The 25,663-nt window shown below is 56.8% G+C and carries 23 protein-coding genes; all 23 read right to left on the bottom strand.

Annotation, left to right across the window (positions count from 1 at the left end; genetic code table 11):
- Positions 1-15: 15 nt before the first annotated feature.
- The 23 genes from tatA to GM668_RS25585 all read right to left on the bottom strand — a co-directional run bounded on the left by tatA (position 16) and on the right by GM668_RS25585 (position 25,508).
- Positions 16-237, bottom strand: coding sequence for a Sec-independent protein translocase subunit TatA (gene tatA / locus GM668_RS25695; protein WP_155441875.1), 222 nt, complete (start codon positions 235-237; stop codon positions 16-18).
- A 133-nt stretch (positions 238-370) separates the two neighbouring features.
- Entirely contained in the window at positions 371-754 is a 384-nt protein-coding gene (locus GM668_RS25690; protein WP_170305834.1) for a histidine triad nucleotide-binding protein, read from the bottom strand.
- A 23-nt stretch (positions 755-777) separates the two neighbouring features.
- The gene (locus GM668_RS25685) at positions 778-1,116 is read right to left on the bottom strand and encodes a phosphoribosyl-ATP diphosphatase (RefSeq protein WP_155441828.1); all 339 of its coding nucleotides are present in this window, start codon (positions 1,114-1,116) and stop codon (positions 778-780) included.
- Positions 1,116-1,550 carry a phosphoribosyl-AMP cyclohydrolase gene (gene hisI, locus GM668_RS25680; RefSeq protein WP_155441873.1) on the bottom strand — a complete coding sequence of 145 codons (435 nt, stop codon included), beginning with the start codon at positions 1,548-1,550 and terminating at the stop codon, positions 1,116-1,118. The genes GM668_RS25685 and hisI overlap by 1 nt, the downstream gene beginning before the upstream one ends.
- 26 nt (positions 1,551-1,576) lie before the next feature.
- Entirely contained in the window at positions 1,577-2,338 is a 762-nt protein-coding gene (gene hisF / locus GM668_RS25675) for an imidazole glycerol phosphate synthase subunit HisF (protein WP_155441827.1), read from the bottom strand.
- 3 nt (positions 2,339-2,341) lie between these two features.
- Positions 2,342-3,124 (bottom strand): 1-(5-phosphoribosyl)-5-[(5-phosphoribosylamino)methylideneamino]imidazole-4-carboxamide isomerase, encoded by a 783-nt coding sequence (gene hisA, locus GM668_RS25670; protein ID WP_155441826.1) that lies wholly within the window; start codon positions 3,122-3,124, stop codon positions 2,342-2,344.
- Between the two features lie 22 nt (positions 3,125-3,146).
- Complete coding sequence (hisH, locus tag GM668_RS25665) at positions 3,147-3,785, bottom strand: imidazole glycerol phosphate synthase subunit HisH (RefSeq protein ID WP_155441825.1); 639 nt, start codon at positions 3,783-3,785, stop codon at positions 3,147-3,149.
- A 58-nt stretch (positions 3,786-3,843) separates the two neighbouring features.
- Positions 3,844-4,434 (bottom strand): imidazoleglycerol-phosphate dehydratase HisB, encoded by a 591-nt coding sequence (gene hisB, locus GM668_RS25660; protein ID WP_155441824.1) that lies wholly within the window; start codon positions 4,432-4,434, stop codon positions 3,844-3,846.
- A gap of 18 nt (positions 4,435-4,452) precedes the next feature.
- Positions 4,453-5,544 (bottom strand): histidinol-phosphate transaminase, encoded by a 1,092-nt coding sequence (hisC, locus tag GM668_RS25655; RefSeq protein WP_155441823.1) that lies wholly within the window; start codon positions 5,542-5,544, stop codon positions 4,453-4,455.
- A 12-nt stretch (positions 5,545-5,556) separates the two neighbouring features.
- Entirely contained in the window at positions 5,557-6,510 is a 954-nt protein-coding gene (locus GM668_RS25650) for a DNA-methyltransferase (protein ID WP_155441872.1), read from the bottom strand.
- 161 nt (positions 6,511-6,671) lie between these two features.
- On the bottom strand, positions 6,672-7,988 hold the full coding sequence (gene hisD / locus GM668_RS25645) for a histidinol dehydrogenase (protein ID WP_155441822.1): 1,317 nt from the start codon (positions 7,986-7,988) through the stop codon (positions 6,672-6,674).
- Between the two features lie 2 nt (positions 7,989-7,990).
- A complete protein-coding gene (gene hisG / locus GM668_RS25640; RefSeq protein ID WP_155441821.1) occupies positions 7,991-8,674 on the bottom strand; it encodes an ATP phosphoribosyltransferase in 684 nt (227 codons plus the stop codon).
- Positions 8,675-8,687: 13 nt separating this feature from the next.
- Positions 8,688-9,938 carry a UDP-N-acetylglucosamine 1-carboxyvinyltransferase gene (gene murA, locus GM668_RS25635; RefSeq protein ID WP_170305833.1) on the bottom strand — a complete coding sequence of 417 codons (1,251 nt, stop codon included), beginning with the start codon at positions 9,936-9,938 and terminating at the stop codon, positions 8,688-8,690.
- 12 nt (positions 9,939-9,950) lie between these two features.
- Positions 9,951-10,190, bottom strand: a complete 240-nt coding sequence (locus GM668_RS25630; RefSeq protein ID WP_155441820.1) for a BolA family protein — start codon at positions 10,188-10,190, stop codon at positions 9,951-9,953.
- A 66-nt stretch (positions 10,191-10,256) separates the two neighbouring features.
- Positions 10,257-11,018 (bottom strand): ABC transporter permease, encoded by a 762-nt coding sequence (locus GM668_RS25625; RefSeq protein WP_155441819.1) that lies wholly within the window; start codon positions 11,016-11,018, stop codon positions 10,257-10,259.
- Positions 11,015-11,926, bottom strand: a complete 912-nt coding sequence (locus GM668_RS25620; RefSeq protein ID WP_155441818.1) for an ABC transporter ATP-binding protein — start codon at positions 11,924-11,926, stop codon at positions 11,015-11,017. Before GM668_RS25620 ends, GM668_RS25625 begins: the two co-directional genes overlap by 4 nt.
- Before the next feature lie 180 nt (positions 11,927-12,106).
- On the bottom strand, positions 12,107-12,466 hold the full coding sequence (locus tag GM668_RS25615; protein ID WP_155441817.1) for an STAS domain-containing protein: 360 nt from the start codon (positions 12,464-12,466) through the stop codon (positions 12,107-12,109).
- Between the two features lie 5 nt (positions 12,467-12,471).
- Entirely contained in the window at positions 12,472-13,131 is a 660-nt protein-coding gene (locus GM668_RS25610; protein WP_155441816.1) for an MlaC/ttg2D family ABC transporter substrate-binding protein, read from the bottom strand.
- Positions 13,132-13,163: 32 nt separating this feature from the next.
- Positions 13,164-13,994: an MlaA family lipoprotein gene (locus GM668_RS25605; protein ID WP_155441815.1), complete on the bottom strand. Its 831-nt coding sequence runs from the start codon at positions 13,992-13,994 to the stop codon at positions 13,164-13,166.
- Positions 13,994-14,464 carry an outer membrane lipid asymmetry maintenance protein MlaD gene (gene mlaD, locus GM668_RS25600; RefSeq protein WP_155441814.1) on the bottom strand — a complete coding sequence of 157 codons (471 nt, stop codon included), beginning with the start codon at positions 14,462-14,464 and terminating at the stop codon, positions 13,994-13,996. The genes GM668_RS25605 and mlaD overlap by 1 nt, the downstream gene beginning before the upstream one ends.
- A gap of 103 nt (positions 14,465-14,567) precedes the next feature.
- On the bottom strand, positions 14,568-15,356 hold the full coding sequence (gene mlaE / locus GM668_RS25595; protein WP_371868777.1) for a lipid asymmetry maintenance ABC transporter permease subunit MlaE: 789 nt from the start codon (positions 15,354-15,356) through the stop codon (positions 14,568-14,570).
- The gene (locus tag GM668_RS25590; RefSeq protein ID WP_170305832.1) at positions 15,353-16,156 is read right to left on the bottom strand and encodes an ABC transporter ATP-binding protein; all 804 of its coding nucleotides are present in this window, start codon (positions 16,154-16,156) and stop codon (positions 15,353-15,355) included. Before GM668_RS25590 ends, mlaE begins: the two co-directional genes overlap by 4 nt.
- Before the next feature lie 328 nt (positions 16,157-16,484).
- A complete protein-coding gene (locus GM668_RS25585) occupies positions 16,485-25,508 on the bottom strand; it encodes a SwmB domain-containing protein (RefSeq protein WP_211923454.1) in 9,024 nt (3,007 codons plus the stop codon).
- Between the last annotated feature and the right edge of the window lie 155 nt (positions 25,509-25,663).

Here is a 25,663-nt window from a genome sequence, read left to right as displayed (position 1 = left end):
CGAGGCAAGCTTGCCTTACTGCTTGTTCTTCTCTTTGGCGTCCACGTCGATAGTGGTCTTGTCCGCTACCTGCGCCGGTGCTGCAGGCTTGTCGTCTTCTGCACCTTTGACGCCATCCTTAAAACCTTTCACAGCTTTGCCCAGGTCCGAGCCGATATTGCCCAGCTTCTTGGTGCCGAAGATCAGGATGACCACAACCAAAACGATCACCCAGTGAATCCAGCTAGTGCCACCCATCATGTTCTCCTTGCAGGACGCAAGCGTCCAAAACTGTTAATCAGCACAGTATACGCGAACCGCGCATGTCATGTGCTTGTAATATTGTCATGAAGATATAAGGGGACCGCATGGCCCCCGTGCCTGCCCGGAATCAGCCGTGACGAGGCGCTTCCACCCGCCAAGGATGCGGGCCGCCAATCACGTGCAAATGCAGGTGATAGATTTCCTGGCCGCCGTCCGGACCGCTGTTGATCAGCGTTTTGTAGCCGCCAGATGGTTCACCATCCGCATTGAAGGTCACGGCGCAGCCATGTTCTTCAGCCAAACGCGGCGCCAGCGCCAGCATGCGGCCCAGCAGCGGCGCATGGCCTGCCGTGCAGTCGGACAGGGTCGTGATGTGGGTTTTCGGGATCACCAGCAAGTGCACCGGTGCTGCGGGACGGATGTCCTTGAAGACCATCAGCTCTTCATCTTCGTAGACGATGGAAGAGGGAATTTTCTTTTCAGCGATTTTGCAAAACAGGCAATTATCCACTACAGCTCCGAGACGATTAGCAGTTATTCTTTGCGCGCGGCTTTTTCTTCCAGCCCGGACAAGCCTTCGCGCCGTGCCAGTTCATCCAGCACTTGCTGCGGGGTCAGGCCGAACTGCGCCAGCATCACTATCGAATGGAACCACAGATCAGCGCATTCGTACAGTACTTTGCTGCTGTCGCCACCGTGACGCGCATCTTTCGCCGCCATCACGGTTTCCACAGCTTCTTCGCCGACTTTCTTGAGAATCGCATCGTCGCCCTTGGAAAACAGTTTGGCGACGTACGACGTGGCAGGGTCGCCACCGTTGGCAGGCTTGCGCGATTCAATGGTCTCGGCCAGCCGGTCCAGGATGTTGCTCATTATTTCTTCACTTCCGCATAAATCGTTTCCGGATCCTTCAACACCGGTTCCGTCGCCTGCCAGTCGCCTTCTTTCGCGTCGCCGTCGAATTTATTGAAGAAGCACGAATGGCGGCCCGTATGGCAGGCAATGCCGCCCGCCTGCTCGATCTTCAACAGCACAACGTCTTCATCGCAATCGAGGCGGATTTCCAGCACTTTTTGCGTGTGGCCGGACTCTTCGCCCTTGTGCCACAGCTTCTTGCGCGAACGGCTCCAGTACACGGCCTCACCCAGCTCCACCGTTTTGTACAAGGCGTCACGGTTCATCCAGGCGAACATCAGCACGTTGTTGGTGCCCGCTTCCTGCGCGATCACCGGCACCAGGCCATGTTCATCCCACTTGATCTTGTTCAGCCACTTGGCTTTCGCCACGCTGGGAGTCTGAGTCGGCATCATGATAGGTTTTCCTTCAATTTGCATCAGATCAGGCGCATCGGGATGCCCTGATCCGCCATGAAGCGCTTGGCTTCCTGTACCGTGTGCTGGCCATAATGGAAAATACTGGCCGCCAGCACGGCGTCCGCATGGCCCAGTTTGACGCCGTCGGCCAAGTCTTGCAGGCCGCCCACGCCACCCGAGGCAATCACGGGAATATTGACCGCATCGGACACGGCGCGCGTCAAGCCCAGGTCGAAGCCGGACTTGGTGCCGTCGCGGTCCATCGACGTCAGCAGCAATTCGCCCGCGCCCAGCTGCGCCATCTTTTGCGCCCACTCGACGGCATCGAGGCCGGTCGCCTTGCGGCCGCCGTGGGTAAACACTTCCCACTTGCCCGGCGAGACCTGCTTGGCGTCGATCGCCACCACGATGCACTGCGAACCGTGCTTCTGGGAAGCATCGTACACCAGTTGCGGATTGGTGACTGCCGACGTGTTCATGCTGACCTTGTCGGCGCCCGCGTTCAACAGGCGGCGCACGTCCTCCACCTGGCGTACACCGCCGCCCACCGTCAGCGGAATGAACACTTGCGACGCCACGGCTTCAATGATGTCGAGGATCAGGCCACGGTTATCGCTGGACGCAGTGATATCTAAAAAAGTCAGTTCATCGGCGCCCTGCTCGTCATAGCGGCGCGCGATTTCCACCGGGTCGCCCGCGTCGCGCAGCTCGGTGAAGTTGACGCCTTTGACGACGCGGCCATCGGTCACGTCCAGGCAGGGGATGATGCGTTTTGCCAGCATGGGTTATTCAGCCTCGAGGCTGCCTTCCGTCAGTTCGTCAGCACGCAACTGGGCCGAATTCAAGTCCAGCGTGCCTTCATAGATGGAACGGCCGCAAATCACGCCTTCGATGCCTTCATCCTGCACTTCGCACAGTTTTTCCACGTCGGAGATGTTGTGCAGGCCGCCCGAAGCAATAATCGGGATACGCACGGCTTGCGCCAGGCGCACGGTGGCTTCGATATTGACGCCGCCCATCATGCCGTCGCGGCCGATGTCCGTGTAAATGATGGATTCCACGCCATACGCTTCGAATTTCTGCGCCAGGTCGATCACTTCGTGGCCGGACATTTTGCTCCAGCCATCGGTCGCCACTTTGCCGTCTTTCGCGTCCAGGCCCACGATGATGTGGCCTGGGAAGGCGCCGCACGCATCGTGCAGGAAGCCCGGGCTTTTCACGGCAGCGGTGCCGATGATGATGTAGCTGATGCCGTCGTCGAGGTAGCGCTCGATGGTGTCGAGGTCGCGGATACCGCCGCCCAGCTGGACGGGAATTTCATCGATGTCGTTTTCCAGCGCGAACTCTTGCACCACCTTGAGGATGGATTTCACCGCGCCTTCATTTTTTGGCTTACCGGCAAACGCGCCGTTCAAGTCCACCAGGTGCAGGCGGCGGGCGCCTTGCATCAGCCAGTGGCGGGCCATTTCGGCCGGATCTTCAGAAAATACCGTGGCAAGTTCCATATCGCCTTGTTTCAGGCGAACGCAGTGACCGTCTTTCAGGTCGATGGCAGGAATGAGCAGCATAATGGGATTGAAAAGTAGGAGGTTATGGTTGCCAGTAAACGAAATTCTTGTACAGCTGGAGGCCGGCTGCGGCACTCTTTTCCGGGTGGAATTGCGTTGCAAAGATGTTGTCGCGCGCCACCGCGCAGCAGAAAGGCTGACCGTACACGGTCTCGCCAACCTGATGCGCCGGATTGGCAGGCTGCACATAGTAACTATGCACGAAATAGAAATATGCGTTGTCCGATATGCCTTCCCACAGCGCGTGCGCACTGGTCTGGCGTACCTGGTTCCAGCCCATTTGCGGGACTTTGTAACGGGAACCATCTTCCTGCAGCAAGCCGTCGAGCTGGAAACGCACGACTTTGCCGGGCAGCAAACCCAAGCCTTGGGCATTGCCTTCCTCGGACGATTCAAACAGCATTTGCTCGCCAATGCACACGCCCAGCAGCGGTTTGACTTCCGCCGCGCGCAGCACGGCGTCGAGCACGCCGGATTCGCGCAAGCCGCGCATGCAATCAGCCATGGCGCCCTGGCCCGGCAACACGATGCGTTCGGCATCGGCGATGTCTGCGACTTCGCCGGAAATGCGCACGTCGGCCTCCGGCGCCACGGCGCGCAACGCTTGCGCCACGGAGCGCAGGTTGCCCACGCCATAATCAACTACAACTATTTTCTTCATAATGCCATTCAAGCAGAGACCACTGCGCTTGCGCAAGCGTCAAGCGCAACAAGTTTGATCACAAGCTACCTTTGGTTGACGGAATCGTGCCTGCGGCGCGCGGATCGAGTTCCGTGGCCATGCGCAATGCGCGGCCGAACGCCTTGAACACGGTTTCGCACTGGTGGTGGGCATTGGTGCCACGCAGGTTATCAATATGCAAGGTGACTTGGGCGTGATTGACGAAGCCGCGGAAAAATTCCAAGGTCAGGTCGACGTCATACGTGCCGATCATCGCGCGCGTGAAGGGGATGTGATACTCGATGCCAGGACGGCCGGAAAAGTCGATCACCACGCGCGACAGCGCTTCGTCCAGCGGCACATAGGCGTGGCCATAGCGGCGGATGCCTTTCTTGTCGCCGACTGCCTTGGCGAACGCCATGCCCAGCGTGATGCCGACGTCTTCCACCGTGTGGTGATTGTCGATGTGGATGTCGCCGGTGGCTTCGATATCGAGGTCGATCAAACCATGGCGGGCGATCTGGTCCAGCATGTGGTCCAGGAAAGGTACGCCCGTGTTCAGCTTTTGCTGGCCGGTGCCATCGAGGTTAATGGCCACGCGGACTTGCGTCTCGCTGGTGTTGCGGGTGATTTCTGCGGTGCGGTTCATTGGAAAACTCTACGATGGTCAAGCCGCCATCGCTGCCTTGAAGGCAGCCAGGAAAGCGGCGTTCTCTTCCGGTGTGCTGACCGTGATACGCAGACAATTGGCCAGTACACCATGCATTTTACCCACATTTTTCACTAATACCTTATGGGATAGGAGATAGGCATTAGCAGCGTCCGCGTCCGGCACGCGCACCAGGATGAAATTGGCGGCGGAAGGGAACACTTGAACACCTGGAATTGCTGTCAATGCGGTAGACAGCGCTGCACGCTCGTTGCGCAACAGGGCAGCCTGGCTATTCAGCACTTCGATGTTGTCGAGGGCGAATTCAGCGGCTACCTGGGTCAAAACATTGATATTGTACGGCGGACGGACCTTGTCCAGTTGTTCGAGCAATTTTGGCGCGCCGGACATATAGCCCAGACGGATGCCCGCCAGGCCCAGTTTCGACACGGTGCGCATCACCACCAGATTGTCAAATTCCGGTAAACGCGGCATAAAGCTTTGTTGCGCAAACGGCTCATACGCTTCGTCCACGACCGCAATGCCGGTGTCGCCCAGCGCGCGGATGATCTCCACCATGTGGTTTTCATCAAACAAGTTGCCGGTCGGATTGTTCGGGTACGACAGGAACACCAGCGCAGGTTTGTGCTGTTCGATGGCGGCCAGCATCGCGTCCTTGTCCAGCGTCAAGTCCGCCTTCAAGGGCACGCCGACGAAATCCATGCCGGCAAATTGCGCGGAACGGGCATACATGACGAAGGTCGGCACGGGCGCCACGACGACAGCGCGGCGGTCCTGGTGTGCGCACGCCATTTCCAGCATGGAGATCAGTTCATCCGAACCGTTGCCCAGCAACACGTCATAGCCGGCAGGGACGCCCAATTGCCGGCAAATGCGCTGTTTCAACGTTGCATAAGAAGCCACGGGGTAGCGGTTCAGCGCCACATTGGCCAGGCGCTGGGCCAGGTCGGTGGCCAGATGGTCCGGCAGCGGGTAAGGATTTTCCATCGCATCCAGTTTGATAAAACCGCTCGCATCGGCGACGTGGTAGCCAGGAATAGCCAGAACGTCGGAACGGATGGTATTGCGGATGAGACTGTCGATGGACATCTTGCTGCACTCCTAGATAGATATTTCTTCGGGGGGTTTGGGAACCCGGGATCGTTTGGGCGCTGCGGGCTTTTTGGCAGCCTGCGTCGCCTTGGCGGCCTTGGTCGCTTTAGCCGTAGCGCTCTTCGTGGTCTTCGCAGCTTTGGTAGCTTTGGCACGCGCAGGCTTCACTGCAGGCGCGGCGTCATCTTCGGCAACGGCAGCCGCAGCCAATACAGCTGCCGCGTCTTCCGCCGCCAGCCGTGCATCGATGATGGCGCAGTAATCAGGGTTCAATTCAAACCCGACAAAGTGCCTGCCGCAGCGGCGTGCCGCCAGCGCCGTCGTGCCACTGCCCATGAACAAGTCCAGCACCACGCCTCCCGGCGGGCACGATGCCTTGACCATGCGTTCAATGATTTCCAGCGGCTTCTGGGTCGGATGATCGACCCGCTCTGAATGTTCACGGTGCAGCCGGGACACGCTCCACACGTCTTTCGGGTTGTAACCCACTTCCAGCCATTTCGCGCCAATGAAGATCGAACGCGAACGGGCCTTCTTCGTCTCGGCGTCGTACGGGATACGCACGGCATCGAGATCGAAGTAGTAATCCTTGCGGGCCACGAAGAAGCCCACCGTGTCGTGCACGGAAGAATAACTGCGCACGCTGCCGCCCATCGACGGCACGCGGCGGTCCCAAATAATTTCATTCATCATCGTCATGCGCTTTTTCAGCATGACGAAGATTTCCGGCGAATAGCGCCACGTGAGGAAGATATACAGGCTGCCATTGGGTTTCAGCTTCGGCAGCGCGGCATCGATCCACCGCTCGGTCCAGCACAGGTATTCCTCCACCGTTTGCTGGTCGGAGGCGTTGCCATAATCCTTGCCCAGGTTGTAGGGTGGATCGGTGAGGATCAAGTCAACGGAACCGTCGGGAATGCGCGCCAGGCCGGCCAACGCATCCTCGCAAAAGACCCGGTTCAGCCAATCGCCGCAGCTCTCCTGTCGTCCCGCATCGGCGGACCGTCGCGCAGGCGAGGACCCATGCTGAGCATCCGAATCCGACTCAGTATGGATTCCCGCCTGCGCGGGGATGACGGTGAGTTGAGGCGGCAGTTCGCCGGCAACCGGATCTTTTCGCTTCGTCATTTCAGGCGCAGCTCCGCGCTGCGGGCGTGCGCCTGCAAGCCTTCGCCATACGCCAGTTCAGCGGCCACCTTGCCCAGGGTCTGCGCGCCTGCTTCGGACACGTAAATCACGGACGAACGCTTCTGGAAGTCATACACGCCCAGCGGCGACGAGAAGCGCGCCGTGCGCGACGTTGGCAGCACGTGGTTCGGGCCACAGCAATAGTCGCCCAGCGATTCGGACGAGAAGCGGCCCAGGAACATGGCGCCTGCGTGGCGGATTTTATCGGCCCACTGCAGCGGTTCTGCAGCCGAGATTTCCAGGTGTTCCGCCGCAATGCTGTTGGCAATCGCGCACGCTTCATCCATGTCGCGCACTTTCACCAGCGCGCCACGGTCCGTCAGCGACGTGCGGATCACGTCCTGGCGCGGCATGGTTGGCAGCAGCTTGTTGATCGATGCTTCGACTTTGGCGATATAGTCCGCGTCCGGGCACAGCATGATGGCTTGCGCCAGTTCATCGTGTTCCGCTTGCGAGAACAAGTCCATTGCGACCCAGTCCGGGTCCGTGGTGCCATCGCATACAACGAGAATTTCGGACGGACCGGCAATCATGTCGATGCCCACCGTGCCGAACACGCGGCGCTTGGCGGCCGCGACATACGCATTGCCAGGGCCGACGATCTTGTCGACCGGTGCAATGGTCTCCGTGCCATAGGCCAGGGCGCCAACGGCCTGCGCACCGCCGATAGTAATCACGCGGGTCACACCAGCCAGTGCAGCCGCGGCCAGCACCATCTGGTTTTTCACGCCATCGGGCGTTGGCACCACCATGACGATTTCACCGACTCCCGCCACTTGTGCGGGAATCGCATTCATCAGCACGGACGATGGATAAGCTGCCTTGCCGCCCGGGACGTAAATGCCCACGCGGTCCAGCGGCGTAATGCGCTGGCCTAAAACCGTGCCATCGGCCTCGGTATAGGTAAAGCCTTTTAATTCTTCTTTCTGGCGCTCGTGGAACGCGCGGATGCGGTCGGCGGCCACTTGCAATGCAGCGCGCTGCGTGTCTGGCAGGCTGTCCAGCGCGGCCTGCAATTCCGATACCGGCAAGTCCAGCGTATCGACCGATTGCGCGCCGCCATTGGGCAGGCGGTCGAAACGGTTGGTGTATTCCAGCACGGCGGCATTGCCGCGCTTTTTCACGTCAGCGAGGATTTTCGAGACGGCCGATTCAATCGCGTCATCGGTTTCCGCTTCAAAGGCCAGCAGCGCATCGAGCGTCTGCTTGAAGTCCGCCGACGCCGAATCCAGTTTGCGTACGTTGATGGTCATGATCAGCCTTTCTTCGCACGGGCTTTCGAGGCACGCTCGAACGCTTCGATGATTGGCTGCAGGCGCGCGCGTTTCAACTTCAGTGCGGCCTGGTTCACCACCAGGCGCGACGAAATCTGCATGATTTCTTCGACTTCAACCAGGTTATTGGCGCGCAACGTGCTGCCGGTCGATACCAGGTCGACGATGGCGTCCGACAAGCCGACCAGCGGCGCCAGTTCCATGGAACCATACAGCTTGATCAAATCCACGTGCACGCCTTTGGACGCGAAGTGTTCGCGCGCCGTGGTCGTGAACTTGGTGGCCACGCGCAGTCGCGCGCCCTGGCGCACAGCCGCTTCGTAATCAAAGCCGGATTTCACAGCGACGGACATGCGGCATTGCGCAATGTTCAAGTCCACCGGCTGGTACAAGCCTTCACCGCCATGCTCGATCAGCACATCCTTGCCGGCCACGCCGAAGTCCGCCGCGCCATGCTGCACATAGGTCGGCACGTCGGTGGCGCGCACGATCAGTACGCGCACGTTGGGGTCGTTGGTGGCCAGGATCAGCTTGCGCGACGTGTCCGGATTTTCAGTGACGGTAATGCCGGCCGCTTCCAGCAGCGGCAGGGTGTCTTCGAAAATGCGGCCTTTCGACAGCGCGAGGATCAACTGGTTGTTGGCGTCGCTGTTAAATCCACTCATGATTATCTCGGTTTTATTTGATACGGCTAATGTTGGCGCCGATTGCCTGCAACTTCACTTCCATACGGTCATAGCCGCGGTCGAGGTGATAGATGCGGTCAACCAGCGTTTCGCCCCTGGCGGCCAGCCCTGCGATTACCAGCGAAGCCGAAGCGCGCAAATCGGTCGCCATCACAGGGGCGCCCACGAGCTGCTCCACGCCTTTGATAAAGGCCGTGTTGCCATCGGTTTCAATTGCCGCGCCCAGGCGGTTCATCTCCTGGACGTGCATGAAGCGGTTTTCGAAGATGGTTTCGGTCACGCGGCTGGCGCCGTTGGCGATGGTGTTCACCGCCATGAACTGGGCCTGCATATCGGTCGGGAAACCAGGGTATTCGGTAGTACGGAACGTGACGGGCTGCGGGCGGCCATCCATTTGCGCGCGGATCCAGTCGTCGCCCACGGTCAGGCGCACGCCGATTTCACGCAGCTTGTCGAGCGCCGCGTCCATGATGTCGGTGCGGGTATTGCGGATCGTGATGTCGCCGCCGGTGGCCGCCACAGCGCACAGGAAGGTCGCCGCTTCGATGCGGTCGGAAATCACTGCGTGCGATGCGCCATGCAATTGCTCTACGCCCTGGATCACCAGGCGGTCGGTGCCGATGCCGTCGATCTTCGCGCCCATCGCCACCAGCAGGTGCGCCAGGTCCGTCACTTCCGGCTCGCGCGCCGCGTTTTCCAGCACGGTTTCACCTTCGGCCAGCACGGCAGCCATCATCAGGTTTTCCGTACCGGTCACCGTGATCATGTCGGTGACAATGCGCGTGCCTTTAAGCTTTTTGCACTTGGCGTGGATGTAGCCGGCTTCGATCGTGATGTCGGCGCCCAGTGCCTGCAAGCCTTTGATGTGCTGGTCAACGGGACGTGAACCAATGGCGCAGCCGCCCGGCAGCGAAACTTTCGCTTCGCCGAAGCGGGCCAGCAGCGGACCCAGTACGAGGATCGACGCACGCATGGTTTTCACCAGTTCATACGGCGCTTCCAGGCTCGTGATGTTCGCACCATTCAACGTGACCTTGTCGCCATTCTGCTCGACTTTCAGGCCAGTCTGCGCCAGCAGGCGCAGCATCGTGCGCACGTCTTGCAGGTGCGGCACGTTCGACAGCTGCACGTCGCCTGACGTCAGCAAGCCCGCGCACAGGATCGGCAAAGCAGCGTTCTTGGCGCCGGAAATCGTCACGTCGCCCTGCAGGCGGTTGCCGCCTTTGATGAGGAGTTTGTCCACGTCCTGGTCCTTTTAGTTGGCTGCGTATTCTTCTGGCGTCAGCGTCTTCATCGACAGCGCGTGGATTTCTTCGCGCATGCGGTCACCCAGCACGGCGTACACGATCTGGTGGCGCTGGATCGGGCGCTTGCCGGCAAATGCGGACGACACAATCACCGCCTGGAAGTGTTGGCCATCGCCCTCCACTTCCAGGTGGGTGCATTCGAGGCCGGCCGAAATATAGCTGTGGATCGCTTCAGGTGTGGTGGTCATTGTTTTGTTCCCAATAAAGTGGTGCTTGGTGTAGGTTTCTGCCATGGCGTGCCTGCCGTCGGCGCCTTAGTGGCGCATCCGGTATCCGCTGGACAGCATGCGGATGGCCAGCAGGGACAGCGCGGCCAGGAACCCGCCGACAATGCCCACGCTGATCAAAGGATTGACGTCGGACTGGCCAAAGAATCCGTAGCGGAAACCGTCAATCATGTAAAAGAACGGGTTCAAATGCGACACGGTCAGCCAGAACGGCGGCAGCGAGTGAATCGAGTAAAACACGCCGGACAGGAACGTCAGCGGCATGATGAGGAAATTCTGGAACGCGGCCAGCTGGTCGAATTTCTCGGCCCAGATACCGGCAATCAAGCCCATGGTGCCGAGGATCGCGGCGCCCAGCAAGGCGAAGATGGCGATCCACAGCGGCGCCACGAACGACAGGTGGGCGAACCACGCCGTCACGATGAACACGCCCAGGCCCACGGCAATACCGCGCACCATGGCGGCAATCACGTAGGCGGAAAACATTTCCCAGTGCGACAACGGCGTCAACAGCACGAACACGAGGTTGCCCGTGATTTTTGACTGGATCAGCGACGACGACGAGTTAGCAAATGCGTTTTGCAGCACGCTCATCATGACCAGGCCGGGAATCAGGAACGCCGTGTACGACACGCCCGGATACACTTGCACGCGCCCTTCCAGCACGTGGCCAAAGATCAGCAGGTACAGCATGGCCGTCAAAATCGGCGCGGCAATGGTTTGCGTGGCGACTTTATAGAAACGCAAGGTTTCCTTGTACACCAGGGTACGGAAGCCGGTGGACATCATACTGGTTTTCCTTCCATGATCTGCAGGAAGATATCTTCCAGGTCGGCTTGCTGCAGTTGCATTTCATCGATGACGGCGCCCGATTCACGGATGCGCGCGAGGATCTTTTCCACTTCGCTGTATTCATTGATGCGCAGGCTGTATTTGCCGCGCGCAGCGTCTTCCGGGTGCGTGACCAGGTGGCGCAAATCATCGGGCAAGGCGCCCTGCTTCAGGTGCAGCACGAGGCTGGAACCGGAAATGCGGCGGATCAGTTGCGACATGGTGTCCAGCGCGACGACTTTACCGGTTTTCAGCATGGCGACGCGCTTGCACATGGCCTGCGCTTCTTCCAGGTAGTGCGTGGTCAAGACCACCGTGTGGCCCTCGCGGTTCAGGCGCGAAATAAACTTCCACAGGGTCTGCCGCAATTCCACGTCCACGCCGGCCGTTGGTTCGTCGAGCACAATGACAGGCGGCTTGTGCACCAGCGCCTGCGCCACCAGCACGCGGCGCTTCATGCCGCCGGACAGCGCGCGCATGTTGGTGTCGGCCTTGTTGGTCAAATCGAGGTTTTCCATCACCTCGTCGATCCACTTGTCATTGTTTTTCAAGCCAAAATAGCCCGATTGCAGGCGCAGGGTTTCACGCACCGTGAAGAACGGGTCGAATACCAGTTCTTGCGGCACCACGCCCAGTTTCTTGCGCGCTTCACGGAAGTCCGTGACCACGTCGTGGCCGTGGATCGTGACGGAACCCGCATCCGGCCGGATCAGGCCCGCGATGGTGGAAATCAACGTGGTTTTGCCCGCGCCGTTCGGGCCCAATAAACCAAAAAATTCGCCCTCTTCAATCGTGAGGGACACGCCGCCCAGCGCCTGCAGCGATTTGTAGCGCTTTTGGACGTTACTGATTTGAATTGCTGTCATAAACGAAATATTGTGCGGCGCTGTGACCGTGGTGGAATGCTGGCGCAGTGGCACTACGGCAACTGCAACGGTCAATTATATTGGAATTTTGATTTCGGCTTGCGCCGGGCCGGGGAATCCGGGGTATATCCGGGGTATTACTGCGACGACTGTTGCTTACTGAACAAGCTGCAAGCAGGGTCAATGATGGTGGTGATGGTGATGCGTGGAAGCCGCACCGGCCGTGTCGGCCGCAGGATGGGAAGAAACGTCGGCGCAGTCAGCCGAGGAAGAAACCAGCGCGCACACGCCATACAGCTTGGTCAAGCTGCGCAGCATGGGCGGCAAATTGCGCAATTCCAGCGTGACGCCCGCAGCGCGGGCAGCACGCTGCCATGCCAGCAATACCGACACGGCGGAGGAGTCCACCGACTGCACGTTGCGCAAGTCGAACACAGTCTGGCCCGCTTGCAGCGCAGCCACACCCTGTGCCAGCGCAGCCGTGGCGTTATCCACGGTCAGCGATGACAAAGGCAACAAACTGTCGATGGAGTCCGGCATAAGTCTTATTTGGCCGAAGCGGCTTTGATAGGTTTGGAGGCCAGCTTCTTGTTCTTTTCAGACAAGGTCTTGATCAAGCCGTCGATGCCGCCTTTGCTGATTTCCGACGCGAAGGTGCTCTTGTAGGTTTCCACCAGCCAAGCGCCCAGCACGTTGATGTCGTAAATCTTCCAGCCGGCCGGCGTCTTTGCAACGCGGTAGTTCAGCGGCACCGGTTCGCCACGGGTCATGTTTACTTGCGAACGCACTTCCACTTCCGAGTCCGTCGGGTCAGCGCGCAGCGGCTTGAACTCGATGGTTTCATTTTTCACTTGCGACAGCGCGCCGGAATACGTGTAGATCAGCAGCGTACGGAATTCCGTCGACAGCTGCTTTTGCTGCTCCGGGCTGGCTTCGCGCCAGAAACGGCCGGCTGCCAGCGACGTCATGCGCTGGAAGTCCACGTACGGCAGGATTTTGGTTTCTACCAGATCCATGACGCGCTTGGTGTTGCCTGCCTGAATTTCCTTATCGGTCTTGGCAGTTTCCAGCACTTCCGTGCTGATACGTTTGACCAATGCATCTGGCGCTTCATTGGAAGCAGGAGCGGAAGGAGCGGTTGCAGCAAACGAGACAGAGGCAAAAGCCATCGTCGCGCAGGCCATCAGTTGCTTAATCAATTTCATCTGCGATTTACCTTATGTTGTTTTGCTTCGGGTCACAGGCTGGCGTTCTTTTCAGCAGCCGGTTCCGACATTATAGCCTGAGGCTGGTCTTTACCCTTTTCAACCTTCTCAGACTCAGCAGTTGCTGGTTTTTCATCATCCGCATAGGCGCTTTTTTTCTTTTTCGCGCGCGGATTCTCTTCGCCGTCAAATACTTTGCTCTCGCGCTGCTGCAGGAAGCCGTCGCGGACGAATTCATAACGGTCCAGGGCGGCTTCTTCCAGCAAGTTGGTCGCATCGAGCAGGCCGGCGCGCTGATCGATGACACGAACAACGGTGCCGACGTTACGTACGTTGACACGCTCGTTGTATTGCCATGGATCAGCTTTGATATCCAGCGGCAGCGCCAGCGTGTCGCGCACAGTCGATGGGCCCAGCAGCGGCAACACCAGGTACGGGCCGGAACTCACGCCCCACGTGCCCAGCGTCTGGCCGAAATCTTCCTTATGCTTTTGCAAACCTGCGCCGGACGCCACATCCACCACGCCCAGCAAGCCGAACGTGGAGTTCAGCGCCACGCGCATCACGTCCGACATGCCGTTTTCACCTTTGCCCTGCATGAAGTTGTTGGCGGCAGTCCACACGTCCGCCAGGTTGCCGAAGAAGTTGTTGATGCCGGTCTGCACGAAGTTTGGCAGCACGGATTTATACACCGTGGCGGCCGGCTTCAGCGCCACTTCATCGACCTTGTCGTTGAAGTTGAACATGGCGCGGTTATAGCCTTCATACGGGTCGCGCGGATTAGGACCGGCGCAGCCTGCCAGGGAAGCAGCCACTGCCGTGGCCAGCACCAGCTTACGTACAGAGAAAGTCGAGATGTTCATTACTTGCCATCCTTTCCTTCGGCCGCTTTGCTGTAAATAAATTGATTAATCAAATCTTCCAGCACGGCAGCCGACTGCGTGCGGGCGATTTTGTCGCCGGCGGCCAGGTTTGCCGTGTCGCCGCCAGCTTCGATGCCAATGTATTGCTCACCCAGCAAGCCGGCCGTGAGGATTTTGGCCGAACTGTCTTTAGGGAATTGATAGCCGGTTTCCATGTTCATGGTCACCAGCGCCTTGTAACTCTTGTCGTCAAAACGGATAGCGGCCACACGGCCCACCACCACACCGGATGCTTTCACTGGCGCTTGGGTGCGCAAGCTGCCGATATTGTCGAATTTCGCCGTGATTTCATAAGTCTTGGCAAAGGACAGCGAGCTCATGTTACCCGCCTTCAGCGCCAAAAACATCAACGCTGCCACGCCCAGTACCACAAACAAACCTACCCACACATCCACAGATTTACGTTGCATAACAGTTTCCTATGATGTGGATGCCCGGTCTGAAGGCCCGGCACCCCTCTTTCTGCCTTGTCGATGCCCGGCCTGAAGGCCCGGCACCCATGTTGCTCAATTTTTACTTGCTGAACATCAACGCCGTCAGCATGAAGTCCAGCCACCAGATCATCAGCGACGAGATCACGACAGTACGGGTGGTGGCGCCGGCCACATCTTCCGGTGTCGGGCGGGCTTCATAACCCTGGTACAGTGCAATGAACGTGATGGCCACACCAAACACGACGCTTTTTACGAATCCGTTGAAGACGTCTTTATAAATATCGACGCCGCCTTGCATTTGCGACCAGAACGCGCCTTCATCGACGCCAATCAGCTTGACGCCGATCAGGTAGCCGCCAAAGATGCCGACCGCGGAGAAAATCGACGCCAGGCACGGCACGGCAATCACGCCCGCCCAGAAACGGGGCGCCAGCACGCGCTGCACAGGGTTCACGGCCATCATTTCCATGGCCGACAATTGTTCCCCCGCCTTCATCAAGCCGATTTCCGCCGTCAGCGACGTGCCGGCGCGGCCGGCAAACAGCAGCGCGGTAATCACGGGGCCCAGTTCGCGGGTCAGCCCCAGCGCCACCAGCAGGCCCAGCGACTGTTCCGCACCATATTTATTCAGCGTGTAATACCCCTGCAAGCCCAGCACCATGCCGACGAACAGGCCGGACAGCGTAATGATCAACAGCGAATAGTTGCCGATGAAATGCAACTGTTCCGTCAGCAAACGGGGACGGCGCAGCAAGCCTGGCGATACGCCCAGCATATAAAAGAACGTCCGCGCGCTGTAGCCAACGCCTTCCACATGATCGCGCACCCAGGCGCCCAGGCGCTCCAGCAAATTCACGGCCAGCTTCATGCGCGCTCCTCCAGGCCCAGGTCCGCCGCCAGCGATTTGCCGGGATAGTGGAACGGTACGGGACCATCGCTTTCCGCATGCACGAACTGTTTTACGTACGGGTCCGACGACGCCATCATGTCGTCCGGCGTACCGTGCGCCACGATTTTGCCTTGCGACAGGAAATACACGTAATCAGCAATCAGGAACGATTCCTTCACATCGTGCGACACGAGGATCGTCGTCGAGCCCAGCGCATCATTGAGGTTGCGGATCAAGTTGGCCGTGACGCCCATCGAGATCGGGTCGAGACCGGCAAACGGCTCGTCATACATAATCAGTTGCGGATCCAGCGCAATCGAGCGCGCCAGCGCAACGCGGCGCGCCATACCGCCGGAAATTTCGCCCGGTTTTAATTTCGCAGCATTGCGCAGGCCCACTGCATGCAATTTCATCAGCACCAGGTCGCGGATCAATTCTTCCGGCAAATCCGTGTGTTCGCGCAAGGGGAACGCCACGTTTTCATACACGGTCAAATCCGTGAACAAGGCGCCATGCTGGAACAGCATGCCCATTTTGCGGCGCAACAAGTACAAGTCATCGGTCTTCAGCTTGTGCACGGTCTGGCCGTCGACGTTCACGCTGCCTTTCTGTGGGCGAACCTGCCCGCCGATCAGGCGCAATACCGTGGTTTTCCCGCTGCCCGAACCACCCATCACCGCGACCACTTTCCCACGCGGGAAATCCATATGGAGGCCATTCAAAATGGCACGCTTTCCATATGAGAAGTGTAAATCGCGGATTTCGACGAGGTTAGGCACGTGTTAGCTCACTTTGCAGAATCCCGTATTGTAGTGCAGAAACGCCAAGTCCTGCAGGCGGCGCCCCCGTACGGGAGAGGGAAGCAGGGGATGATACAACACTGATAACTGTTGGGTCAGCAATTTACAATTTGAAAGACTTGTGGAATTGCTGCGGTGCGGGAGATGCGATCTTTTTGCAGAAATGCGCAGTGCAGTGCCGCAGGGCAACGGCGACACTGCACTCGAGTTACCTAAAAAGCAAGCAATTGCCTGCTGGAATATACCTGATACTCTGCCGGTTAAGCTTGCCAAGGCGGGCGTGGCATCAATGTCCGAACAAGCTTATTTAGACCGCTGTGAAATTGAACATATCAAAGGATGTCTTCGCTAAGTCATTCACACCAGTCAATGTTGCAATTAACTCTACATCACCCGCGAAGAGGTAATTACTTACCTTAACAGCCCAAACCTGTGCATTACCAGTTTCGTTCGCACTAATCAGCGTAACGTTGCGGAAATATGCATTGGGAGCGAAATTGGCTGCAAATGGCCGATCCGCGCCAAACAGTTTTATCACGCCCGCAGCATCGAGGTTGCCACTATGATCAACCACTTGCAGTACTGCATTTTCTGCGTAAGTAATGCTGTCTGTGCTGCTCTGGTCGACGGCAGCGATGATTTGCGAAGCCTTGATATCGCCAAATTTGTCAGCGACGCCAACCGTATTCCCTCTGTGGAAGTCCGAGATAGTAACGACGCTCGCGGGGTACGTATTTGCTTTCACGTTAAAAGTATCACTGCCGGCACCGCCTGTTAGCTGATCTGCTCCTCGCCTGGAAGTTACCAGCGTGTCGTCGCCAGCCCCGCCATTCAGGATGTTGTTGCCACGGCCACCATATAAGACGTCTGCGCCCATTCCGCCCGTAATTGTGTCATCGTTGTCGCTACCCCTGACGATCTGCCCACTGTTTGCCGCAGTAAAAGTAATTGGGTTACTACTAAAAAAGTCCGCTTTTAAATCATATTCTTCAATGCCAGCGCGGCCAATTCCTCCTGTGCCGGTTAGTTCAATTTTCTGTGCTCCATCCGTTTGCCATACGGTTACAAGCTGATTATTCTGTAAAGCCGTCATAGTCACTTTGGTAGCAGGGGACAACTCCAATTTGCTGATATTGCTGAACTGTGCGGCCGAGATGTCCGTTTCTCCGGATAACGACAGTGTATTCATACCAGCACCGCCATCATATTTTCCACGTATAGCGCCACCTTTGCCTACAAAACTATCGTCACCACTCCCCCCAATGACTGTGACCTTCAGGTTCGGAAGCATCATTTCATTCTTGCCATCCGCCAACTGGAATTGGCCACCATCATTCAAGAGGCTAAGTTTCACTGCACCGGCATCAGTAAACACGACTTCGGCGCCAGAGTCCATCCACAGGCGCCCAAAACCGTCGTTCTGGGCAATGCTCATCCGAACCGTGCCCTGCACGGTAGCGTGTTCGAAATTCTTAATTGTTGCCTTAGAAATATCGCCATATGCAAAAAACCAATCAATCCCGTCTCCACCATCCAGCGTCCCGGTTACAGTGTAGTCATTAACTGAGACGTGGTCTTCTCCTGGCCCACCCGTGACATTTTGCGATGCCGCGCCCAATGCAAAGAAATTCCGTCCGTCGCCCAGCTTGTAATTTTCAATTTGTGCAAAGCCAGTGCCATTAAAATACGAGGCTAACGTGATCGTCTTCACGTTCGCTGCATTCGCAGACACGCCACCAATAAGCTGATTATGCTGATTGCCGGTCATCGTCACCTGGATCGCACCATCGCTGCCCGCCGGGTCAAATACCAGCTTGCTGAAACCGCTGATCGTTGCGGCCGATATGTCCGCGCCATCGTGGACAACCATGGTACTGCCATTACCTGCGGCAGCAAGCGTTCCAGTAACTTGATATGCCCCTACATCCAGTAGATTGGGGCCACTGGCCATTGCGACATTTTGTCGGGCGCTACCCAACTTGAATGTAGCGACATCGCGCAGCTCATATGACTCAACTGCTGCCTGTCCAGTGCCTGCAAAAGCGTCCCTGATGATGAAAGTATCCTTTGTAGCAGGAGCCGTCACTGTACTCAAGACCGCATGCTGCCGCGCAGACATCGCCACCTGGTTTCCTTCCGCACTCAGCACCAATGAATGGACACCCGCAAGATTGGAAGCGTCGCTCAAATTCAAAACGCCCCCGGCAATCGCAGTCGCCGTATCTCCAGCGATGACATATGCTGACGTTATATTGGTAACCGGTATAGCCGCACTGGCTGCATCGTTCCCATATGGATCCTGGATTCCATAGAGGTCATCCCTGGCGGTCAAATCCGTATATGCGACAGTAACGGTCTGTCCCAACTTGACAGGCGTGGCAAGCTTAAGTACCAGACTGTTTGCACCAGTATTCTCTTTAACACCTGCGACGGTATAGGCTGAACCATTGGCGGCAAGCGTTACGCCATCTACTTTGATTTCAAACTGACCAATGCCAGGCAAATATTCGGCGCTTAAATTCGCTTTGTACTTCAGCACCAGAGTATCGCCAGCGATCGTCGCAGTGTCCAACACCGGCCCAGGATAGTTTGCGTTCAATTCAGTAACGTAACCATTCTCAAGCCTTAACTGTGTAGCCGTCACATTATTGAAGCGAACCAGCACATCACCTTTCCGCACTCCAGCCCCTTCGTTGCCCACCACATACAGATATGCATCAGTGCCATCATTAAATATCACAGCACTGCCAACCGGATCACCATCGGTAGCCACAACCACTGCTTGCAGTTTCAGGATTAAGGTATTGTCAGCATCAGCAAAGCTCGCCAAGCCTTGTTTTGAAACGGAAGCTTTTCCTACCTGAATTCCATCATGGGCCGTGATCGTCAGATCCTTATAATTTATGGCTAGAGCGTTGCCTGCCCCTTTTTCATTCCAGTTGGTAATTGTGTCCGCACCAGCTAATAAACTGGCAACGTCATTAGCGCGATAGTCATCGAAAGAAAAGATATAGTTGTTATAACCGTTACCACCAGTCAATACGTCGGCGCCGGCGCCAGGTGTAAACCAAACTGAACTGCTGCCTTTCCATACGAGATGGTCACTCCCCGCACCAGTGACCATAGTGTGCGCAGTCGCGCTGCTGATATTCAGATTGCCGAGGACCGTAGGGGCATAGACCGTTGATGCCCGGTCAATATTGCTGAGGGTTAGCGTCGTACCTGCGGCAAGCTCAGTCAACTCAATCCTGAGGCACCGTGCGCCAGCGAAATCAACGTCTGCACCGCTGGAACCAACCTTTGCGGCAGAAAGCAACAAAGTATCTGCCATAGAGGCAGGTGCCGACTGTACACCATTCGCCAAGTCAGCGAAGTGCTGAGTTTGTACGAATCCATGTGGCGTAAAGAAATCAACATTACCCGATGCAGCTACCTTGATAAAACCATCGTCTATACGAACCCCATTTGAACGAGAGAACATACCGCCATAACCAGGAGTCTTGACAAGCTGCGCTACCTTCTCATCCGTCAATACAATCTGTAACTTGCCATCGATGAGGCGCGCACTGACAATATCGGCTTGTGCGAAACCGATTTCTTGGGATTGGACAAACCGATCAAGGTCCCAGACAAATTTGGACCAATCTACCAATTGCTTGAAATCTTTGCTGATGTCTTCAAACCGGTTCAGCATTTTTTCAAAGCCTTCACCACTGATCATCAGCGTTTTCGAGTCTTCCCGGAAAACGCTCATGCCGATGGTCACTCGGGTTTCTACCGCTTCATAAGGCGCAATTCCAGTAATTTTTCCATTAGTTGTCAGCAGGCCACCGGCACTGACTCCAGCCAGCTTGATCAATCCATCGCCGGCCTGAACACCCGATATCGCATTCCCCGCAATGTAGATATACGCGTTGCCACCATCATTGAACACCACGGCAGTGCCGATCGGGCAAGTACCCATGGCAGCAACAGCCGCCGCCAGTTTCAGGGCCGGAGTATTGTCAGCAGAATGGAAGACCGCGAGTCCGCCTGCGGTTATAGCCGCTTTACCCGCAACAGGATTGTCATAGCGCGCCGCAGCAGTGGCTAAGCTCATGCCAGCAAAGCGTATTTCGTTGGAAGCAGCCGCTTTCCAGTTGGTGATAGTATCGGCTGCCTTCAGCAGGTCCGCAGCATTACCTGCGTTGAAATCAGCGCCGCCGGCCGCAAACAGATAAAGATTCGTTCCAGTACCACCAGTCAGCACATCCGCACCTGCGCCACCATTGAATGTTACTGTCTTGCCCTTGGCAGTGGACACCAGTTGGTCATTGCCAGCCCCCGTTCGGAAATCCGTCAGGCCGGCGCTGGTTACGATCAGATTGCCTTGTACATCCGATGAATCCGCGTACAACGTGGCAGAATAATCTGCGTTCGTTATTGTGACCGTGCTGCCAGTACACAGATTGCTGACATTGATAAAACTGCTGCGCACATCAGCGCAATCAATTACCACGCCATCGGGATTCACCTGATAGCCTGTCAGCGACAAACTGTCGGCCCTGGTCACCGGGGCCAGTTGGGCGCCGGGCTTCAATTGCAATTGCAGATCGGCATACACACTACCGCCGGCTACGCCATCGGTGACGGCGGGGTTGCCCGCCTCATCGCGGATAAACCCAGTGGAGACTTCCAACTTATCATTCGGCGACTGAAACTTTCCATAGCCAGATGCAGCAACAATCTCTGCGGCTTTCGCCGGCGTCAGCACCACGCGAAGAGAGTCGGCGGCCGCCACCTGTACGGATTGGATGTCACTCTGCGTAAATCCGATGTCGGCAGTGGCACTGCCATCGCCATTGATATCCCAGCGGATTTTGCTCCAGTCGAAGTAGGATTTAATGTCTGTCGTATCATCATCGCCTTTGCTCAAGATAGAGTCAAACCCCGTTCCGCCCAGGTAGAAGGACGATGATTCCTCGTGGAAGCTAAGGAATTTGATCGTCGATATTGGCGCGGTCATGTCTGAGATCCGGTTGAAGTCGGTAATGACTCCATTCTTGATCACTACTTCCTTGGCGGTTACACCGTTTAATCGGATAAGCCCATCGCCGTTCTGCACGCCTGCATTCGCGTTCCCGACAATGAACAAGAACGCATCGGCCCCATGATTAAACGCCACCGCAGTGCCAACTGCATCCGCACCAACAGCCGAAACGACCGCATTCAGTTTGGACTCCAACGAGCTGTCAGCCACATCGAACGTCGCCAATCCCTGCGGGGAAATCGATGCTGAACCTGGGCGGACATTTTCACTATGCGAAGTAATGCTTAATTTCACTCCGAAATTGATTTTGTTATCTGCGCCGTTTTCCCAATTGGTAATGGTATCTGCGGCTTTTAATAACGCCTGCGCACTGTCCGCCTTGAAGTTTGCCGACGCAAACTGGAAGGTGTTTTGTTTACTCCCGCCAGTGAGGAGGTCAGGGCCACCACCTGCATCGAAAACAGCACCATCTCCAGTACTGATCAGTTGATCACTGCCATCGCCGGTTTGAATAAACCTCAAACTATCACTGCTGACAATAAAACTGTTGGCTGCCGACAGCGTTCTTAGATTAATGCTGTAATGAATGTTAGCGAGTTTGACTGTGCCAGTTCCCTCCGTCGCCAGTGCCATCGCTTCACTTGTGACGCCCGTAAAGTCAACTGTGGCCTGTGCTCCTTGCCCAACCATCCCCTTTACCATTACGAAGTCCGCATTGGAAGTAGACTTAACAGACTGTCCCTCAACCGCTTTCAGCATTCCCGTAGTTAACAAGATGCTGGCCGCCAAGACATCTGTCGTGGCAGCTTTTCCTTCGCTGTTCCGGATGAAGCCAGCAGATAGGCTGGCATGGTCGCTCGCGCCACCAGCACTGCCATAGCCAGCAGTGCCTAGCAGTTCGGCATGCTTGGCTGGTGTCAGGATGATACTAAGCGCTCCGCTAACTACTCGAACGCTTTCGATGTCGCTTACCGCAAACTGGACGTCGGGCGAGAGCTTGCCATCACCATTGATATCCCAAACCAGCTTATTCCAGTCCAGATATGCCTTGATGTCGGTCGAAGCTGCTTCCTTTGGCCCCAGGATAGTATCGAACCCACTGCCACGCACAATCAGTTCACGCCCGGTCTCGTCATAAGAAAGCGCCGAAATAGTCACTTCCGGCGCAGGGCGCTCCGCTGGAATCACACCCGTGATATTACCCGCCGTGATTTGCAACCCCGCAGCCGAAAGATTCTCCAACCGCACCAGTCCATCACCAGACTCGACCCCGGCCCGGATTCCATTCACGACATAAATATATGCATGACCACCATGGTTGAATATAACAGCCGTTCCAGTCCGATCCATGTCTACCGCAGCCGCGACTGCCAGCAGTTTCCTTACCAGAGTGTTGTCCGAGATATCGAACCCCGCCAGTCCCTGTGCCGAAACTGATGCCTTACCTGGGACAGCAACCATGTTATGAGCTGTCACCGACAAGTTACCGCGGGTAAACTCGATATTGCTTTTACCCTTACTCCAATTGGTAATGGTATCGCTCATGGCCAACAAACTTTCAGCGTCGTTGGCCGTGAAATCATCGCTCTTGAAAATGTAGCGATTCATCCCTGTCCCACCAGTGAGGACATCTGCACCGCCCCCCGGATAGAATCGCACCGGGCCAGACGATGTGGAGGTCAGCCGGTCATTCCCCTCGCCGGCGTAAAAGGTTTCAATACTTGCGCTTTCAACGGCAATATTGCCTTCGCTCTCGGACATAACCAACGTCGCAATGTGATCGGCATTGGATAACGTGACGGTGTGCCCCTTCGGAATACGACTGAGCACCATATCACTGCCAACATCAACGCAATCGATGGTCACATTCGCCGCAGTCATGTTACTGCCCAACACAAGCAAGGAATCAGCCTGCGTCTTGGGTGCCAGCAAAGTGTTGTCACCAATGTAGGCTGACGCACCAGCATTGATAAAAATAGTTTCGTACGCACTATCCAGACTCGCATTGCCTGCTGAGTCTCGAATAAATCCGGTATCGATCGAAACAGTATCCGCAGCCGTTCCATGCTGGCCGTAACCCGGTGTTGCCTTCAGCGATACAATTTTTGCAGGCGTCAGCACGACCAATAACCTATCCGCAGGCGAAGAGCCTCCCGAAACAATGTGTGCACTTTCGACATCGGCAGAGGTAAACTGGACCTTCGTAACAGAACCGTTATTACTTCTGAAGTTTAAGGCAAGCTTGGCCCAGTCGATCAAATGCTTGATGTCTTGCTGCGGATCTTCATCAGCATTAAGTACGCTAGACAGTCCGAATCCGGCAATACTCAACGTATGTTGATCCTCTTGTATTCCCACACTGCGCCAATAGATCTGTGGAGCGCTGGTATCCGGACGAACGTCAAAATAGTCCGCCACGTTGAGGACTCCGGTCTCGCCAACATGAGAGGAGGCTTCCAGTTTGATGAATAAGTCGCGGGACGCATCGAAGTTGCCAGTGCCAGGACGATGGATATATAAGTACACACCAGCATAAGCGCCATCCGTCACGGTGATCAGGCCCGCCTGATTAGGTGCCAACGCCTGGAAACTGGCAGAATGCAGCACACGGTCTGTCAATTGCTGCGGTGTTTGTACGTCACTACCGCTCACGTCGGCAAAACGTGTCAGCGACGTGGGTGCGATCGCCGCCCCACCAAGTGATGACAGCAATATCTTATCCTTGCCAGCCTGGAATCCCCGGACCGTATCGTATTGCAGCGCGCTGGAATCAGAAGCCTGTATTGCACCATCTTCATCATTATCTGCGAACGTGGCAGATCCCAAGCGGTCGCCGGGATTGGTCGTCATCAGCCTGATGCCATCCATTTCGCCTGCGACAACAATTTTTCCCTTGCCCAATACAGTCTTGCCGGAAACGGCTGCATCTATATCATCTTGCAACTTATTCAGCCCCCCCGTCACAGTTGCGGTATAGGCATGGTCCTGATACCAGAACGTAATCGTGTCGCCAGCCGACAATGCCTTGTCTGACATAAGGCATAAGGAGCTAAAGGCATTGTCGTAAGAATAGAGTTCAGTTGGCCGTCCAAAAGACAGCGCGATAGTCTCGGCGCCGTCGCCTAGCACGATCCGATCGGCTCCTGCCCCCGGTACGATAGTGGTCTTGCCTGCAAATGCCGCATCTATGATATTGGATTCGTCATTTCCCGAAATATACAAATTGCCTGTTCCTGTGACCTTTGCATGGGTCGCTTGGGCAGCTGTCAGAAACAACGAGCCGTTGGCCTGCACCCTGAATTCTGTGACAGCACTGAATGCTTCCCGTGCGACGTACCTGATATCAAATTCCCGATCAACGACAGCTACTACACTGGCCGTCTTAATACGCGAAAAATTACTGTAAATGTCGGTGCCAGTTACTACAGTGGTGCCGGGACCATCAACTATTTTTCCAAGCAACAAACTCCGATCACCCGTCAATACTTGGCCTGTACCAACAGAAATTTTTGCAACACTTTGCAAATCCGGCTTCAATGCTGCCGTTATCCCGCCACGCGTAAAACTGGCTACATTTCCACCTAGTAGTGTTATTCCAATCTCGCCGGTAGCCGTGCCGCTGAAGGTCAGCACTTTATTGGCGTCCACCGACACGATCAGGGTTTTCGGTGCTTCCGTTGGCGCGACGGTCGGTGCTACCGTCGGGGCCTGTGTTGGCGCTACAGTTGGAGCCAGGGTCGGTGCTTCGGTTGGCGCCAGCGTTGGTGCCTGCGTTGGTGCCTGCGTCGGCGCTTCAGTCGGCGCCTGGGTCGGCGCAACAGTTGGTGCGGCCGTCGGGGCTACCGTCGGCGCGACAGTTGGCGCTGCCGTAGGCGCCACCGTTGGGGCAATGGTTGGAGCAACCGTAGGCGCAACAGTTGGCGCCACGGTGGGTGCAACAGTTGGAGCGACGGTTGGGGCCACCGTCGGCGCAGCCGTTGGCGCATCGGTCGGTGCGGTGGTCGGTGCATCCGTCGGCGCTACCGTCGGTGCTGCGGTCGGAATAATATTCCCCACCTGCCCGGCCGCATCATTAATCGCCTGGTTCAGCGTGGAGCCCGTGGTCGTGCCCACCGTGGCCGACACGTCGCCCCCCTTGGCCCCCGTCTCCAGCTGCTTTTCCACCGTTTCCGCCACCACCTGCACCTTGGCGATTTCCGTCAGCAGCGACTTGGCATCGGCGCCGTCTTTGCTGCTGGCCGCATTGATTGCCTGGTTCAGGTTGGCAATGGCCTTGCCGGCATCCGTGGCCAGCTTGTCCACCTGCGCCAGCTTGGTTTGATCGGCGCCCGCCGTTTCCGCCGCGCCCTTGACGATCTGTTTCGCCGTGTCGGACGAGCCCAGGTCAACCTTGTCTTCCGCCTTGGTAATCAGGTTTGCCAGCGCATTGGTCGCCGCATTGGCGCCGCCATCGCTGC

The organism is Pseudoduganella ginsengisoli (assembly GCF_009720865.1).
GTDB classification, from domain to species: domain Bacteria; phylum Pseudomonadota; class Gammaproteobacteria; order Burkholderiales; family Burkholderiaceae_D; genus Rugamonas; species Rugamonas ginsengisoli.
This window is presented reverse-complemented; position numbering and strand designations above follow the sequence as displayed.